We start from the raw sequence: 16,728 nt of genomic DNA, 5'->3' as shown, positions 1-16,728 counted from the left end.
TCGCAACACCAGCACTTGCAAAGAGCAAGGAAAACAGACACCTAGGAAAGAAAGATGCCCCCCAAGAAGAAGAAGCTCGCCGGGATCATCAAGCTTCAGATCCAGGCCGGCCAGGCGAACCCCGCCCCTCCGGTGGGTCCGGCGCTCGGTCAGCACGGCGTCAACATCATGGAGTTCTGCAAGGCGTACAACGCCGCGACCGAGTCGCAGCGTGGCAACGTCATTCCGGTCGAGATCTCGGTGTACGAGGACCGGACGTTCGACTTCAAGCTGAAGACCCCGCCCGCCGCCAAGCTGCTGCTCAAGGCCGCCGGTGTGCAGAAGGGCTCGGCTGAGCCGCACCGCAACAAGGTCGCCAAGGTCACCATGGACCAGGTCCGGGAGATCGCCAAGACCAAGCAGGAAGATCTCAACGCCAACGACATCGATCAGGCGGCGAAGATCATCGCGGGCACCGCTCGCTCGATGGGTATCACCGTCGAAGGCTGAGCGAATCCGCTCATGGTGGGAGGGCCGGCCAGGCCCGATAACCACGGCTGAACCAGACAATTAAGGACAGAGAATCATGGCAAAACGAAGCAAGGCGTATCTCGCCGCGGCCGAGAAGGTCGATCGCGACAAGCTGTACTCCCCGCTGGCCGCCGCGCGGCTGGCCAAGGAGACCGCCACCACCAAGACCGACGCGACCGTCGAGGTCGCCGTGCGTCTCGGTGTCGACCCCCGCAAGGCCGATCAGATGGTCCGCGGCACCGTCAACCTGCCGCACGGCACCGGTAAGACCGCCCGCGTCATCGTGTTCGCCGCAGGCGAGAAGGCCGCCGAGGCCGAAGCCGCCGGTGCGGACGCCGTGGGCGCCGAGGATCTGATCGAGCGGATCCAGGGCGGCTGGCTGGACTTCGACGCCGCGATCGCCACCCCGGACCAGATGGCCAAGGTCGGCCGGATCGCGCGTGTCCTCGGCCCGCGCGGCCTGATGCCGAACCCGAAGACGGGCACGGTCACCACCGATGTGACCAAGGCCGTCAACGACATCAAGGGCGGCAAGATCAACTTCCGCGTCGACAAGCAGGCCAACCTGCACTTCGTGATCGGCAAGGCGTCCTTCGACGACGCCAAGCTGGTGGAGAACTACGGCGCCGCGCTGGACGAGATCCTGCGAGTCAAGCCGTCGACCGCCAAGGGCCGCTACCTGAAGAAGGTGACGGTTTCGACGAACACCGGACCGGGCATCCCGGTGGACCCGAACCGCACCCGCAACCTCCTCGACGAGGACGCGTAAGTAGCACCCGAATGAGACCGCAACGGCGGGAACGCGATACGCGTTCCCGCCGTTCGTCATTCCCGGACTAATCCGTCGGCGGCGAGCGTTGCCCGTGAGGTGACCGTTGTCCTGCTGATCTCCGGGAGCACGCGCCGTGCCTCCACCAATTCCGCCGCACTGCGCACGGTGCAGGCGATCGCCCCGGCCGATATCGAAACCCGCTGGTACGACGGACTCGCCGAGCTTCCGGCTTTCAATCCGGACGACGACGGCACCGGGCATCCGTCGGTTCTCGCGCTGCGCGAAGCCCTTTCCGCCGCCGACGCGGTGCTGTTCTGCACGCCGGAGTACGCGGGCACCCTGCCCGGCAGCCTCAAGAATCTGCTGGACTGGACCGTCGGCACCGCCGACCTCTACGAAAAGCCCACCGCCTGGCTGACTGTCGCGGTTCCCGGCCGCGGTGAAGGCGCGATGGCGACCTTGGCCGGCGTGCTCGGTTACGTGGGTGCCGCGGTGAATCCCGGTGTCCCGGCCCGGCTGCCGGTGCTGCGTGAAGACGTCGGCGCGGACGGTCTGGTCGCGGCCGCCGAGTTCCGCACCGGCGCAGCGGATTTGCTCCGGCGACTGGTAGCGCAGACGCAGTGATTCCCGCCCCCGGTTCGGGGACGGGAATCGGCAGGCTGGTCCGGTGTTGTCGGCTCCGGCCTGCGGAAGCGGGGTGCGCGAGAACAGCGGCTGCTATTCGTCGTCGGCCGATTTGCGCCAGCCCAGCAGCACGGATTCGCCGTCCTGCACACCCCAGGGCAGGAAGAGCGCCACGATGACGGCGGCGACTACCACCGCCCCCGCCGCCACCAGCGAGGCGGTGTGCGAACCCTCGAGTGCCGCGGATTTCATTGCGACGATGAGGTTTTCGCGTTGGCTCTCGAAGAACGGCGCGAGCGGGCGTTTGCGGAGTTCCAGCACGCTCAACGGGCTGGCCTCGACCAGGCCCTTTTCCTTCGCGTTCATCAGGGTGGTCGGGATCGCCTCGAGCCGGGCGCTGATCCGGGTCGTGTAGTACGAGGCCACGATCGAGCCGAGTACCGCGACACCGAGGGTGCCGCCGATCTCGCGGGTGGTGTCGTTGACCGCCGAGCCCGCGCCCGCCTCGTCCAACGGCAAAGCGCCCATGATGGATTCAGTGGCGGGTCCCTGCGTGATGGCCAGGCCGAGCGCCATGAAGATCATCGAGGGCAGCACGTCGGTGACATAACTGCTGTCGACGTCCACCTGCCCGCCCAGGTACAGCCCGAGTCCGGTGATCAGCAGGCCGGTCACGATGACCGGCGTGGTGCCGACCTTCTGCGCGAGCATCGTGGCAATGGGCGCGCCGAGGGCGACCGAGAAAGCGAAAGGCAATGAGGCGATACCGAATTCGAGCGGTGTGTATTCGCGGACGCCCTGGAAATACTGCGTGATCAGGAACAGGAAGCCGAACATCGAAAAGTAGCCGATGGCAATGGCAAGGGCGGGCATCGAGAAACGGCGATTGCGGAACAGGCGCATATCGAGAATCGGTGCGCGGGTGCGCAATTCCCATGCGATGAAGGCGGCGAGCAGGACGACGCCCAAGGCGGCCGTCCCGAGGGTGATCGTCGAGAGCCAGCCGTTGCGCGGTCCCTCGATGATCGCCCACACGACCAGCGTGATGCCGGTGATGGACAAGACGATGCCGAGCAGGTCGAGCTTGCCGACCTGTGCCGCACGCGATTCCGGCACCCATTTGAGCGTCGCGGCCAGCGCGATCGCGGCCACCGGCACATTGATCCAGAAGACCGAGTGCCAGGAGAACTGGGTGAGCAGCCAGCCGCCGGAGATCGGCCCGATGGCGATGGCGAATCCGGCGACCGCGGTCCAGGCCGCGATGGCGAGCGCGCGCTCGCGCTTCTCGGTGAAGATGTTGATGATCAGCGCGAGGGTGGCGGGAAAGACCGCGGCGGCGAAGATGCCCATGGCGGCGCGCGCGGCGATGACCTGGGTCATGGACTCCGACAGCGCGCCCGCGACCGACATGACGGCCACGCCGACCAGGCCGATCATCATCACGCGGCGGCGACCGTAGCGGTCGCCGAGATTGCCGAAGGCCAGCAGCAGGCCGGCGAAGGTCAGGGTGAACGCGTCGACAACCCATTGCAGGCTGCTGACACCGGCCGAGAGCTGCACCCCGATGGACGGTAGCGCCACGTTGACCAGGGTGTTGTCGAGCATGACCAACAGTTCGGCCGTGCAGATTACGGCAAGGGCGAGAAAGCGCTGGTGACGTCGTTCCAGCAGCATCGGTGGATCGACTATGGAGGTTGCCATAGTTCAGCAGTCAAGCAGGTTGCTGTCACTCTGCGTAACACTTGCGGGGAGCGATATCCGCCACATTGTTGAACCATTTGTGAGCTGGCGCACAAAAGAATCGGTGCGTTATCGCACGGCGTTCACCCTGTTCGACAACTGTGGCCACCCCGTTTTGGCAGATGGTGGGTGGTCCGGGTACATTGAACGGCAGTCATCGACATGTTCGATTGCTACCCAATCCGTTCTACCGAAGACCGTTGGTCGTCGAGCCCGCATGGGTTCGATCGAAGGTCCGGCGACATTGCCGGCGGCCCACGCAGGGAGAACCGAGGCTGGGGAACCCGATTCGGGCCATCGCGCCGGGATCGATGATTCCTGTTGCGCCCCGGAACGCCTTGCGTCCGGGGCGTTTGTTTTGTCGCCGTGCCCCTGATCGGTAGTTCGTAACGAACCGACCATCAGAGAGGAGGCGAAGTATGGCGAAACCCGAGAAGGTCACCGCGGTCGAGGAGATCGCGGAGCAGTTCAAGAGCTCGACGGCCACCGTTGTCACGGAATACCGTGGCCTTTCGGTCGGCAAGCTCACCGAGCTGCGGCGTGCGCTCGGCGCCGGAGCCACGTACTCCGTCGCCAAGAACACCCTGGTCAAGCGTGCCGCCGCCGAGGCGGGCGTGGAAGGTCTCGACGAGCTGTTCGTCGGCCCGACCGCGATCACCTTCATCAGCGGTGAGCCCGTCGACGCCGCGAAGGCCCTCAAGACCTTCGCGAAGGACAACAAGGCGCTCATCATCAAGGGCGGCTACATGGACGGCGCCGCGCTGTCCGTTGCCGAGGTCGAGAAGATCGCCGACCTGGAGTCCCGCGAGGTCCTGCTGGCCAAGCTGGCCGGCGCGATGAAGGGCAACATGGCCAAGGCCGCCGGTCTGTTCAACGCTCCCGCCTCGCAGGTGGCCCGCCTGGCCGCCGCGCTCGTGGAGAAGAAGCAGGCCGAATCCGGTGGCGAAACCGCTGCCGCTGAATAACCCCTGCGGGGTGATTCGCGCGCGATTCGCCCTCGACGACAACAACTACCGAAAGGAACAACATCATGGCCAACGTTGACGAACTGCTCGAGACCTTCGGCAGCATGACCCTGCTCGAGCTGTCGGACTTCGTGAAGAAGTTCGAGGAGAAGTTCGAGGTCACCGCGGCTGCTCCGGTCGCCGTCGCCGCCGTGGGTGGCGCTGCCGCTCCGGCCGACGCCGCCGAGGAGCAGGACGAGTTCGACGTCATCCTCGAGGGTGCCGGCGACAAGAAGATCCAGGTCATCAAGGTGGTCCGCGAGATCGTCTCCGGCCTGGGCCTGAAGGAAGCCAAGGACCTGGTCGAGGGCGCCCCGAAGCCGATCCTGGAGAAGGTCGCCAAGGACGCCGCCGAGGCTGCCAAGGCGAAGCTGGAAGAAGCCGGCGCCAAGGTCTCGGTCAAGTAATTCCGACCGTTTTACGCCGACGGGCGGTCCCCTCTTGGGGGCCGCCCGTTTTGCTATTCGCGAAGCCCTTCGCCAACAATGCGGAAATTGCGAGTGAAACGAGGTTACTCTTCAGTCAGGTTGGGCTGTGCGCCGTCTCGGTCATGAGATACAGTGGCCGAACCCACTGTGACGTGACACACCGCGGAACCCAGCACGCGGTTCGCCGGTGGGCTGCTCGCTGAATAATTCTGGAGGTTGGCGTGGGCGTCGAGGTCAGGACCGAGGGTGTTACGAAGTCCTTCGGTTCGCAGCGAATTTGGCAGGACGTCTCCCTGACGCTGCCGTCCGGTGAGGTCAGCGCCCTGCTCGGCCCGTCGGGTACGGGTAAGTCGGTGTTCCTGAAGTCGCTGATCGGACTGCTGCGCCCGGAGCGCGGCTCGATTTATATCGGCGATACCGACATCACCACCTGCTCCAACAAGGAGCTCTACGAGATCCGCAAACTTTTCGGCGTGCTGTTCCAGGACGGCGCGCTGTTCGGCTCGATGAACCTCTTCGACAATGTCGCGTTCCCGTTGCGTGAGCACACGAAGAAGTCCGAGTCCGAGATCAAGAAGATCGTCATGGAGAAGCTCGAGCTGACCGGTCTGCTCGGCGCCGAGGGCAAGCTGCCCGGCGAGATCTCCGGCGGTATGCGCAAGCGCGCGGGGCTGGCCCGCGCCCTGGTGCTCGATCCGCAGATCATCCTCGTCGACGAGCCGGACTCCGGCCTCGACCCGGTCCGCACCTCGTACCTGAGCCAGCTGCTGATCGATATCAACGCACAGATCGACGCCACGATTCTGATCGTCACGCACAACATCAACCTGGCCCGCACCGTGCCGGACAACATCGGCATGCTGTTCCGTCGCCAGCTGGTCATGTTCGGCCCGCGCGAGGTGCTGCTCACCTCCGAGGAGCCGGTGGTCAAGCAGTTCCTCAACGGCCGCATGCAGGGCCCGATCGGCATGTCCGAGGAGAAGGACGAGGCCCAGATGGCGCGCGAGCAAGCGATGTTCGACGCGGGTCATCACCACGGCGGCGCCGAAGAGGTCGAGGGCATCATCCCGCAGATGCAGGCGACCCCCGGCATGCCGGTGCGGCAGGCCGTGCTGCGCCGCAAAGAGCGCGTCCGCGAGATCATGCACACCCTCCCGCACGCGGCTCAGGTCGCGATTCGGGAGTCACTTGCGCAGAACGACGATACGCAGGTGATGGCCTATAACAACAGCGACCTCGGTAGCTACCAGGGCGGCGCGTACGACGCCACCACTCGACCAAACCCAACTAACGGGTAACATCTGCGATCGTGAATTCCTCCCTGGCGCGATTGCGGACTCCACTGGAGTCGGGGTTCGGCCAGGCCGGCAACATCTTTGCGCTGTTCGTCGATGTGCTGCGCAAGGCGTTCCGCCGGCCGTTCGAGTGGCGGGAGTTCATCGAGCAGTCGTGGTTCATCGCGAGTGTCTCGATCCTCCCCAGCGCACTGGTGGCTATCCCGTTCGGCGCCGTCGTCGCCTTGCAGACCGGCTCGCTGATCAAGCAGCTCGGTGCCGAATCGTTCACCGGCGCAACGAGTGTGCTCGCCACCGTGCAGCAGGCCGCCCCGGTGGTCACGGCGTTGATCATCGCGGGCGCGGCGGGCTCGGCGGTGGCAGCGGACCTCGGCTCGCGCACCATCCGCGAAGAGATCGACGCGCTCGAGGTGCTCGGCATCGACCCGGTGCGCAAGCTGGTTGTGCCGCGGGTGCTCGGCATGACGCTGGTCGCGCTGCTGCTCAACGGTCTGGTCTCGGTGGTCGGCATCGCGGGCGGCTACTTCTTCAACGTGCTGTTGCAGGGTGGCACCCCCGGTGCCTACCTGGCCTCGTTCTCCGCGCTGGCGCAGCTGCCCGACCTCTGGATCGGCGAGATCAAGGCGCTGATCTTCGGCCTGATCGCCGGTGTGATCGCCGCGTACAAGGGGTTGCATCCCAAAGGGGGCCCGAAAGGAGTAGGTGACGCGGTGAACCAATCCGTGGTGATCACGTTCTTGGTGCTGTTCTTCGTGAACCTCATCCTGACGCTGGTGTACCTGCAGGTCGTCCCGGCCAAGGGCGCCTGACCGGTGGCCACTCAGTACCGCAACCCCGCACTCGCCAAATCGCTTCGCCGGGCGGGAAATATCGCACGATCGCCGCTGCAGGTGATCGATCGGGCGGGCGAGCAGATGTCGTTCTACTCGCGCGCCATCGCCTGGATTCCGCGCACCGCCGTGCACTACCGCAAGGAGGTCATGCGGCTGCTCGCCGAGGTGACCTTCGGCAGCGGTGCGCTGGCCGTGATCGGCGGCACCATCGGCGTCATCGTGTTCATGTCCGGATCGGTCGGCGTCGTGGTCGGTCTGCAGGGCTTCAAGGCGCTCGACGCGCTCGGCAGCTCCGTGCTCACCGGTTTTCTCACCGCCTACATCAACACTCGCGAGATCGCGCCGCTGGTCGCGGCTTTGGCGCTCTCGGCGACGGTGGGCTGTGGTTTCACCGCGCAGTTGGGCGCGATGCGGATCTCGGAGGAGATCGACGCGCTCGAGGTGATGGCGGTGCCCGGCGTGCCGTTCCTGGTCACCACCCGGGTGATCGCCGGCTTCCTCGCGGTGATCCCGCTCTACATCGTCGGCCTGCTCGGCACCTTCCTGGCCTCCCGGATGATCAGCATCTGGTTCAACGGGCAGTCCAGTGGTTCCTACGACCACTATTTCAGTTTGTTCCTACCACCTGAGGACGTGCTCTATTCGTTCCTCAAGGTGCTGGTCTTCGCCTTCGTGATCATCATGGTGCACTGCTACTACGGCTTCCACGCCACCGGCGGACCCGCGGGCGTCGGTGTCGCGGTCGGGCGCGCGGTGCGCGCGGCGATCGTGCTCGTGAATGTCCTCGACTTCTTCCTGAGCCTGGCGATCTGGGGGACCACCACGACCGTGCGGGTGGCGGGATGAACCGGGTGCAGCTGTGGCGCTCGACCGAGAAGCTGCGGGTGCGGTTGCTCGGCATCGCCTTTTTCGTGGTGGTCGCGCTGTTCCTGGCGACCACCGTCGCGATCTACAACAAGCAGTTCGTGAAGACCGTCGACGTCGACCTGATCACCGACAGCGTGGGCAACGCGCTGACCAAGAACGCGGACGTGAAGGTCCGCGGCATCACGGTCGGCGAGGTGCGCTCCAGCCATTCCGACAACGGCAAGGTGACCCTGAATCTCGCCATCCAACCGGACAAGGCCGAGCAGATCCCGTCCAACGCCACCGCGCGGCTGCTGCCCAAGACCCTGTTCGGCGAGCGGTACGTGGATCTGATGATCCCTGCCGAGCGCAGCGCGACGCATCTGAGCAACGGTGTGACGCTGCAGCAGGACAAGAGCGGCAACGCGATCGAGTTGAGCAAGCTGCTCGACGATCTGATGCCGCTGCTGCAGGCGATCCCGCCGCAGGATCTCGCGGCAACCCTCGGCGCCCTCTCCCAGGCGCTGTCCGGTCAGGGGCTCGCGCTCGGCGCGAGCGTGGACCAGCTGGACACCATCTTCGCCGAGGTCAACGGGGTATTGCCGGATCTGCAGGACGATCTGCGCAGCTTCGCCACGGTGGCCGCGACCTACTCCGACGCGGCGCCGCAGCTGGTGCAGGCGCTGGACAACCTGCGCACCACCAACGCGACCATCGTGCAGCGCCGCTGGGACATCGACTCGCTGTACGCCGTGCTGACGCCGACCTCGTCGGACACCGCCGACTTCCTGGTGGCCAACCGCGACAACATCATCGACCTCGCCGCCGACTCGCGTCCGCTGCTCGAGGACCTGGCCACCTACTCGCCGACCTTCCCGTGCGCGATGGCCAACTTCGCGCAGCTCAAGCCGCGTATCGACAAGATTCTCGGCAAGGGTGAGGCGCAGCCGGGTTCGCGGGTGACCATCGAGCTGACCAACAACCGCGGCAAGTACCTGCCGAACCAGGACGAGCCGCGGTGGCTGGATACCCGTGGGCCGTGGTGCATTCCGGAGAAGCCGCTCGGCGTCGATCCAGGGCAGTACACCACCGGTGGCCCGAGCAACGACGGCTCCTATGCCGTGCCGAGCCGCAACCCCGGTGAGGTCGGCGCGGGCCAGATGTCGCCGCCGCAGTACGGGGTCTACCCGGCTGGTCACGTGCCGACCATCGCGGGCTCGCCCATGGAGCAGCAGTCGCTGGGCGCGATTTACGGTGCGGCCCAAGGTGTTTCGCCTGATCAGGTGCCGAGCTGGGTGACCAGGGCTGGTGCGCCCGCGTTCCGCGGCAGCGAGGTGAGCGTGCGATGAACGCGATCAAGCAGCAGTTACGGGGCCTGGGCGGGCCGCTGACCAAGTTGGTCATCTTCGTCATCGTGACGTTGTTCGCGACGACGGTGCTCGCGCTGTCCATCGCGAACTACAGCGGCGGCGGCACCGCGTTCAAGGCCAGGTTCACCGACGTCACCTCGCTGAACAAGGGTGACGAGGTGCGCATCGCCGGTGTGCGGGTCGGCAAGGTCACCGGCGTCTCGATCGTGGACAAGCGCCTGGCCGAGGTGGAATTCGAACTCACCGACCGGGATTGGCTGCCCGCCTCGACCATCGCCACCATCCGGTACCGCAACCTGGTCGGCCAGCGCTACATCGCGCTCGAGCAGGGCGCGGGCGAGCAGGGGCGCAAGCTCAACAAGGGCGGCACCATCGGACTGGAGAACACCCGTCCGGCGCTCAACCTCACCACGCTGTTCAACGGCTTCCGTCCGCTGTTCCGGACGCTGACCGCCGACGACGTGAACAAGCTCTCGTTCGAGATCATCCAGGTGTTCCAGGGTGAGCAGGGCACCATCCACGATCTGGTGACCACCACGGCGAGCCTGACCAACAAGATCGCGGACAAGGACGCCGTGATCGGGGAGCTGGTGCGCAACCTGACCGCGGTGCTCGACACCGTGAACAAGCGCGACGATCAGTTCGATCAGCTCATCGTCAATACCGAGGCGCTGGTCAGCGGGCTGGCCGCGGAACGCGACACCATCGGCCGCTCGGTGACCTCGCTGGGCAACCTGGCCTCGGCCACCGGCGACCTGCTGGTTCCGGTGCGTCCGACGCTGCAGGGTTCGATCGCCGGCCTCAGCCAGCTCACCGGCACGCTCAACGAGCGCAAGGACGAGGTCGACGAGGCGCTGACGAATCTGCCGATCAAGATGGAAAAGCTCGGGCGCGTAGGCAGTTACGGCTCCTGGTTCCAGTTCTACCTGTGCGGCATCGACATCGTGGTCGGGCCGGGCGCGGTGGACGCGCCCCAGCTCAACCTGCCCGCCGGGTTGCCGACGATCAACCAGCCGCTGTACACCAACGCCGCGCCGCGCTGCTCCGGGAAGGCCCGCTGATGGACGACCGCGTATTGCTCGGACGCCGCAGCCCCGCCTTCATGGGGGTGCTCGGCCTGGTGCTGGTGCTGCTGGTGACCATGTCGGCCTTCTTCCTGGACCGGCTGCCGATCATCGGCGCTGGTACCAAGTACACCGCCGAGTTCTCCGAGGCGGCGGGCCTGAAGAAGGGCAACGAGGTCCGCATCGCGGGCGTCAAGGTCGGCGCGGTGGACGACGTGCGACTCGACGGCGCGAAGGTGCTCGTCGATTTCCGTACCCAGAACGCCTGGATCGGCAGCGAGACCACCGCCTCGATCCAGATCAAGACGGTGCTCGGGCAGAAGTACCTGGCACTGGACCCGAAGGGTTCCGCCACAGCGGACCCGAGCAAGCCGATTCCGTTGTCGCGCACCGTTGCTCCGTACGACGTGGTGGACGCGTTCACCGACGCCGCGAAGAACATCGACCAGATCGACACCGCGCAGCTGGCCACCAGTATGCGGGTGCTCTCCGACGCGTTCGCGACCACGCCGCCGGAGATCCGCGGCTCGATCGACGGCGTCGCCCGGCTCTCCGAGACGCTGGCCAAGCGCGACGAGGAGCTCAAGAAGCTGTTCGCGGCGACCAGGCAGACCACCCAGGTGCTGGCCGATCGCAACGCGGAATTCGAGCGGCTGCTCAGCTCGGGCGGCCAACTGCTTGCCGAACTCAATATCCGCCAGCAGGCCATCGCCCAGCTGCTCGACGGGGCCAAGACGGTCTCCGCCGAGCTCACCGCCCTGGTGCACGACAACGAGGAGCAGATCGGCCCGGCGCTGAAGAACCTGCGCGGCTCGATCGATCTGCTGAATGCCAACCAGCAGAACATCTCCAAGACCTTGGAGCTCGCGGCGCCGTTCTACGGGATCTATGCCAACGTGCTCGGCACCGGCCGCTGGTTCGACGCGGTGATCGTGAACCTGCTCCCGCCCGCGCTGCCCGACATTCCCGGCAACCGTCCGCCGATCCGCGACATGGGAGGTAACTGACATGGCGGATCGGCTGACCGCACTGCGGAATTCGAGCAGGCCGACCAAGGTCGCGATCGCGCTCGTGCTGGTCGCGGTGCTGATCGTGGTCGGGGTGCTGTGGTGGCTGTTCGACCGGATGACCACCACCAAGATCACCGCGTACTTCGATCGCTCGGTGGGCATCTACGAGGGTTCGGACGTGCGCATCCTCGGCGTTCCGGTCGGCTCGGTGGATTCGGTCGAGCCGCAGGGCGACCAGGTCAAGATCGTGATGAGCGTCGAGCGCCGCTTCGACGTGCCCGCCGACGCGCGGGCCGCGCAGATCACGCCCTCGATCGTGTCCGATCGGTATATCCAGCTCACCCCCGTCTACACCGGTGGGCCGAAGATGTCGCGCACCGCGACCATTGCGCGCGATCGCACGGTCACCCCGGTCGAGGTCGATCAGCTGTACAAGAGCATTACCGAACTCTCGGATGCGTTGGGGCCCAACGGTGCCAACAAAGAGGGCGCGGTCAACGACCTGGTCCGCACCGGCGCGGCGAACCTCGACGGCAACGGCGAGGCGCTGGCCAACAGCCTCACCCAGCTGTCCAAGGCGGCCAAGTACCTCTCCGACGCGCGCGGCGACATCTTCGACACGGTCAAGAACCTGCAGACCTTCGTGACCATGCTGGCCGAGAACGACGCGCAGGTGCGCCAGTTCAATGTGCAACTCGCCGATCTGTCGACCTTCCTCGCCGGTGAGCGCGACGATCTCGGCGCCGCGCTGAACCTGCTGTCGGTCGCGCTGGGTGACATCGCCCGGTTCATCGACAACAACCGCGAGCTGATCGCCAGCAACGCCGAGGGTTTGACCACGCTCACCGAGACGCTGGCCAAGCAGCGCGACGATCTGGCCGCGGCGCTGCCCGTGCTGCCGGTGGCGCTGAGCAACCTGATCAACATCCACAACGCCGAGTCCGGCACCCTCGACATGCGCGCCAACTTCACCGACCTGCAGGATCCGTTCGGGGTGATGTGCAAGCTGGTCGACGTGTCCAAGCTGCGGCCGGGTGATCCGCAGTTCGAGGCGCTCGGCAGGCAGATGCGCCCGATCCTCGAGCACTGCCAGGAGATCTCCGACCAGATCACCGCCGGGGTGAAGACGCCGACGCTGATCCTGCCGTTCGGCATTCTCAGCGGGGACAACCAGCAGCGCGCCCCGGTACCGGGCACGGTGCCCGGCGCGCCGTCGGACCGGGTGCCGCCGTCCCAGGGAGGAGCGCGGTGAGTCGCCGAATCCGTTCTGTGGCAAGGGGATTGGGCGCCGTGGTGGCCGTCGGGCTGACCGCTGTGCTGGTCACCTCGTGCGCGTCCGACGGCATCTACAGCGTCCCACTGCCCGGCGGCGCCGATGTCGGCGAGCATCCGATGCGCATCGACATCCAGTTCGACGACGTGCTCGACCTGGTGCCGCAGTCCGCGGTCAAGGTGGAGGGTGTGCCGGTCGGGCGGGTCGAGGACATCACCATCGGCAAGGACCAGTGGACCGCGACGGTGCGCACCGTGGTGAACGCCGCGGTGGATCTGCCGGACAACGCGCACGCCGAAGTGCGGCAGTCGAACCTTTTGGGCGAGAAGTTCATCGAGCTGTCCAAGCCCGCCGATCCGGCCGCCGCGAAGCTGCGCGACGGATCGGTGATCACGGTCGACCGCACCAGGCACGCCACCGAGATCGAGCAGGTGCTCGGCGCGATGTCGTTGCTGCTCAACGGTGGTGGCGTCGCTCAGCTGCAGCCGATCGTCACCGAATTGAACAAGACCCTCGGCGGTCGCGAGGAGCGGGTGCGTTCGCTGCTCGACCAGGCGAACACCCTGATCAAGGGACTCGACGATCAGGTCGACGACATCACGCGGGCGCTCGACGGTCTCGATGTGCTGAGCAGCCGGGTCAGTCAGCAGACCGAGCAGATCGGCAAGGTGCTCGACGAACTGCCCGAGGGCGTGAAGATTCTCGAGCAGCAGCGCCCGCAGCTCATCGGCCTGCTGACCCAGCTGGATCGGGTGGGGCAGGCCGGCTTCGACGTGCTCAACCACTCGAAGGACGACCTGATCCGCGACCTGACCTCGCTGCGCCCGACGCTGCAGGAGCTCGGTAAGGCCGCACCGGACCTGGTCACCGCGTTCCCGCTGATCCCGACCTATCCGTTCCCGGACTCCACGCTGGAATCCACCTTCGGCGGCTCGGTCAACACCTGGCTGTCGGTGGATCAGCAGATCGGCGTCACGCTCAGCAATCTTGGTGTGGGCAAACCGAATCCGGAGTACATCCCGCCTGCCTTCGGCCCGCCGGTGCCGGTGAACCCGACCAACCCGTACTACAACGGGAACGGCCCGCGTTCGGGCTGGCCGACGATCTCGATCCTGCCGCTGCCGCCGAACATGGCCCAGCCGCCCGCACCGGGCGTGCCGCCGAACCCGGTAGGAGCGATTCTGGAGCAACTCGGAGTGGGTGGTCCGCGATGACGAAATTGGTGCGCTGGCAGCTGCTCGCGTTCGTGGTCGTCGCGGTGGTCGGCGTGGTGTTCGTCGGTGCCAAGTACATCCGGCTCGATCACATGCTCGGCTTCGGTCAGTACGGCGTGAAAGTGCAGGCAGACCAGACCGGCGGCATCTACAAGGGCGCCGAGGTGACCTACCGCGGCGTGCCGGTCGGCCGGGTCGGGACCCTGGAGCTCACCGGCGACGGCGTGCTGATGCACCTGATCATCGATTCGGATTCACCGAAGATCCCCGCCTCGGCGAAGGCCGTGGTGGCCAACCGTTCGGCGATCGGTGAGCAATACGTCGACCTGCAGCCCGACAGCGACGCGGGACCGTACCTGCACGACAATTCGGTGATCACCTCGGCGAGCACGCCGGTGCCGGTGCAGCAGCTGGTCGCCAGCGTGGACACCTTCACCCGCTCGGTCGACCTGGCCGCGCTGAACACCACCGTGCGCGAGCTCGGCAAGGCGTTCAACGGCAAGGGCGACGACCTGCAGGTCTTCGTCGATTCGCTGAACAAGTTCACCACCACGTTCAACGAGACGCTGCCGCAGACGATTCAGCTGATCCGCGACGGCAGGGTCGCGCTCGGTACCCAGGCCGAGCAGTCCGACGCGATCCGTGAGTTCAGCGACGGCCTGGACAAGCTGACCGCGCAGCTGCGCTCCAGCGACCCGGATATCCGCAGGCTGATCGGTACCGGAAAGGACGCGGGCCAGCAGATCGGCGCGCTGTTGCAGGAGAGCGGCAGCGCGCTCACCCAGGACCTGGGCAACCTGCGCCAGCTGCTGCTGGCGATCTCACCCAAGTTCTTCGCGATCCGCCCGCTGCTGCAGATGATCCCGCAGCTCTCGATCGGCGGTTCGGCCACCGCGCCCGGCGACGGTACTACGCACTTCGGGCTCGTGCTGGAAACCAACAATCCGCCCGCCTGTACTGTCGGCTACGAGGGAACGCAGCGGATCCTCGAGGAGATGAAGGCGCAAAACCCCGACTTCGACGACACCCGCGACGAGTTCCCCTTCAACAAGGATGCGAAATGCCTTGTTCCGCAGGGCAATCCGACCGCCGTGCGCGGTGGTGAGCGGGCCGGGCTCGCCGATCCGAACATCGTGCAGCCCTGGGACAACGTCCCCAAGACCGATCCGGAACGGCTCGACCTGAGCCCGATCGCCGTGCAGATGGCAACCCTGATGGGCGTTACGCCGAAGCGGTGACAGGACCGACGACGTTAGGTGAATGAACGAGTGAGCGAAGCGAAGGAATCGTCGAGGCGTAGTCGTGGCTGAGCAGGACACGGCGAGTGAGGCGGAGCGCACAACGGGTGCCGCCGAGACCGCCGTGGCGGCGAAGCAGGACCGGGACCAGGCCGAACCGGCCGGTTCGGGGCGCTGGCGCACCCTCGTGCTGGCCGGGTCCGCGGTCTTGGCGCTCGTCGCACTGGTCGCGGCGGTCTGGTTCGGTGCGGGCTGGATTCGTGCCGCGGTCAGCGACGCACCGCGCGCCGACGCCAGGGACAACGCGCTCGATGCCGCCCGGCAGGCCGCGCTCAACATGACCTCGATGAATCTCGACGACGTGCCGGGTTCGCTCGCGCTGGCGCGTTCCTCGATGACCGGCGCGCTGCTCGAATCGGCGGAGAAGAACAAGGATCAGGCCGAGACGCTCGCGAAGCAGACCAACGTCGGCATGACCTCCAAGGTGCTCGGCGCGGCCGTGACCACGTTGAACAGCGAGAAGGACAAGGCGTCCGCGCTGGTGGTGCTGCAGGTGACCGAGCACGGCAAGGACAAGCCGCCCGCGGAGTACCGCTACACCTGGAACGTCGACGTCGCGAAGACAGGCGAGGTGTGGAAGGCCGAGCAGATCTCCTCGTTGAGCCAGCCGGTGCTGCTCAGCGGTGGGCAGGGCCAATCGCCGCAGCCACCGGCGGGGGCGCAGCCGCCCGCCGAGCAGCCGCCCGCCGAGCCGAAACCGGGATCGTAGGAGCGACGACACATGACCTCTCGTAAACCGGTCAACCGGCTCACACCCAAGCGGCGACCCGGCACCGAACCGCAACGGACCAGCTCCGCCGCGACGCCGCGTAACACCGCGATCCGCAAGCCACGCGTATCGGGTACCGCGCGCCCGGTCGGCAAGCGGCAGGCCCGCACGCAACAGCGTCCCGAACCCACGCGCACGAGTCCGTCCCGGGTTCGCGCGCCACGCGCGGGCCGCTCGTTCTGGACGTGGGTCGCCGGCTGCCTGATCGCCGCGGTGCTGCTCGGCGGCTTCGCGGTGCTCGCCGCGTTTCGCCCCGGTGTCGACGACTCGAACAGGGCGTTTGTCGACAACAAGACCACCGAAGAGGTGCGGGCCGCCGCCGAGCATGCCTTGCGGACCGTCTACGCCTACGACGTGAAGAACATCGACGGCTACCGGGACGCGGCCAAGCAGGTGCTCACCGGCAAGATGCTCGCCGATCTCGACAAATACGCCGACACCACCATCTCGGCCGTGAAGCAGGCGCAGACCAGCGCCGATGCCAAGGCCGACCCGATCGGGGTGACCTTGCTCGCCGACGACCGGGCCGAGCTGCTGGTCAACCTCGTGGTCAGCGCGACGAAAAACGGTGTGGCGCAGCAGAGCGTCGCAGGTCCGATCGTGCTGCACATGCAGAAGGTGGGCGAGCGCTGGCTGGCCAGCGACATCGTCGACCAGTGATCGGGTCGCTCTCGCGCC

General features: G+C 66.4%; 17 protein-coding genes. 16 read left to right on the top strand and 1 reads right to left on the bottom strand.

All coding sequences use genetic code 11. The annotated features are described in order from the left end of the window. Positions 1-54: 54 nt before the first annotated feature. The 3 genes from rplK to F5X71_RS32565 all read left to right on the top strand — a co-directional run bounded on the left by rplK (position 55) and on the right by F5X71_RS32565 (position 1,906). Complete coding sequence (rplK, locus tag F5X71_RS32575; protein ID WP_167465435.1) at positions 55-489, top strand: 50S ribosomal protein L11; 435 nt, start codon at positions 55-57, stop codon at positions 487-489. Between the two features lie 76 nt (positions 490-565). Continuing rightward, positions 566-1,279, top strand: coding sequence for a 50S ribosomal protein L1 (gene rplA, locus F5X71_RS32570; protein WP_014988495.1), 714 nt, complete (start codon positions 566-568; stop codon positions 1,277-1,279). Positions 1,280-1,378: 99 nt separating this feature from the next. Beyond that, complete coding sequence (locus F5X71_RS32565) at positions 1,379-1,906, top strand: NADPH-dependent FMN reductase (protein ID WP_167465434.1); 528 nt, start codon at positions 1,379-1,381, stop codon at positions 1,904-1,906. Between the two features lie 93 nt (positions 1,907-1,999). Here F5X71_RS32565 and F5X71_RS32560 read toward each other — a convergent pair whose 3' ends face one another. Continuing rightward, positions 2,000-3,607, bottom strand: a complete 1,608-nt coding sequence (locus tag F5X71_RS32560) for an MFS transporter (protein WP_174817177.1) — start codon at positions 3,605-3,607, stop codon at positions 2,000-2,002. 458 nt (positions 3,608-4,065) lie between these two features. Between F5X71_RS32560 and rplJ the strand changes: the two genes are divergently transcribed. The 13 genes from rplJ (at position 4,066) to F5X71_RS32495 (ending at position 16,710) form a co-directional block, all read left to right on the top strand. Then, complete coding sequence (rplJ, locus tag F5X71_RS32555) at positions 4,066-4,611, top strand: 50S ribosomal protein L10 (protein ID WP_014988492.1); 546 nt, start codon at positions 4,066-4,068, stop codon at positions 4,609-4,611. Between the two features lie 65 nt (positions 4,612-4,676). Beyond that, positions 4,677-5,057 carry a 50S ribosomal protein L7/L12 gene (gene rplL, locus F5X71_RS32550; protein WP_167465433.1) on the top strand — a complete coding sequence of 127 codons (381 nt, stop codon included), beginning with the start codon at positions 4,677-4,679 and terminating at the stop codon, positions 5,055-5,057. A 242-nt stretch (positions 5,058-5,299) separates the two neighbouring features. Then, positions 5,300-6,376, top strand: coding sequence for an ABC transporter ATP-binding protein (locus F5X71_RS32545; RefSeq protein ID WP_167465432.1), 1,077 nt, complete (start codon positions 5,300-5,302; stop codon positions 6,374-6,376). Between the two features lie 11 nt (positions 6,377-6,387). Beyond that, positions 6,388-7,182, top strand: coding sequence for an MlaE family ABC transporter permease (locus F5X71_RS32540; RefSeq protein ID WP_167465431.1), 795 nt, complete (start codon positions 6,388-6,390; stop codon positions 7,180-7,182). Positions 7,183-7,287: 105 nt separating this feature from the next. Further along, the gene (locus F5X71_RS32535) at positions 7,288-8,052 is read left to right on the top strand and encodes an ABC transporter permease (RefSeq protein ID WP_226887528.1); all 765 of its coding nucleotides are present in this window, start codon (positions 7,288-7,290) and stop codon (positions 8,050-8,052) included. Next, positions 8,049-9,401 carry an MCE family protein gene (locus tag F5X71_RS32530; protein WP_167465430.1) on the top strand — a complete coding sequence of 451 codons (1,353 nt, stop codon included), beginning with the start codon at positions 8,049-8,051 and terminating at the stop codon, positions 9,399-9,401. The genes F5X71_RS32535 and F5X71_RS32530 overlap by 4 nt, the downstream gene beginning before the upstream one ends. Then, positions 9,398-10,483 (top strand): MCE family protein, encoded by a 1,086-nt coding sequence (locus tag F5X71_RS32525; protein ID WP_167465429.1) that lies wholly within the window; start codon positions 9,398-9,400, stop codon positions 10,481-10,483. The genes F5X71_RS32530 and F5X71_RS32525 overlap by 4 nt, the downstream gene beginning before the upstream one ends. Continuing rightward, positions 10,483-11,493 carry an MCE family protein gene (locus F5X71_RS32520; RefSeq protein ID WP_174817176.1) on the top strand — a complete coding sequence of 337 codons (1,011 nt, stop codon included), beginning with the start codon at positions 10,483-10,485 and terminating at the stop codon, positions 11,491-11,493. Before F5X71_RS32525 ends, F5X71_RS32520 begins: the two co-directional genes overlap by 1 nt. A gap of 1 nt (position 11,494) precedes the next feature. Continuing rightward, positions 11,495-12,748 carry an MCE family protein gene (locus tag F5X71_RS32515; RefSeq protein ID WP_167465428.1) on the top strand — a complete coding sequence of 418 codons (1,254 nt, stop codon included), beginning with the start codon at positions 11,495-11,497 and terminating at the stop codon, positions 12,746-12,748. A 17-nt stretch (positions 12,749-12,765) separates the two neighbouring features. Next, on the top strand, positions 12,766-13,983 hold the full coding sequence (locus tag F5X71_RS32510; protein WP_167465427.1) for an MCE family protein: 1,218 nt from the start codon (positions 12,766-12,768) through the stop codon (positions 13,981-13,983). Further along, positions 13,980-15,221: an MCE family protein gene (locus F5X71_RS32505; RefSeq protein WP_167465426.1), complete on the top strand. Its 1,242-nt coding sequence runs from the start codon at positions 13,980-13,982 to the stop codon at positions 15,219-15,221. The genes F5X71_RS32510 and F5X71_RS32505 overlap by 4 nt, the downstream gene beginning before the upstream one ends. Before the next feature lie 64 nt (positions 15,222-15,285). Beyond that, positions 15,286-15,990, top strand: a complete 705-nt coding sequence (locus F5X71_RS32500; protein WP_167465425.1) for a hypothetical protein — start codon at positions 15,286-15,288, stop codon at positions 15,988-15,990. 12 nt (positions 15,991-16,002) lie between these two features. Continuing rightward, a complete protein-coding gene (locus F5X71_RS32495) occupies positions 16,003-16,710 on the top strand; it encodes a hypothetical protein (RefSeq protein WP_167465424.1) in 708 nt (235 codons plus the stop codon). Positions 16,711-16,728: the final 18 nt, after the last annotated feature.

The sequence above is a fragment of the Nocardia brasiliensis genome (assembly GCF_011801125.1).
Classification (GTDB): domain Bacteria; phylum Actinomycetota; class Actinomycetes; order Mycobacteriales; family Mycobacteriaceae; genus Nocardia; species Nocardia brasiliensis_C.
This window is presented reverse-complemented; position numbering and strand designations above follow the sequence as displayed.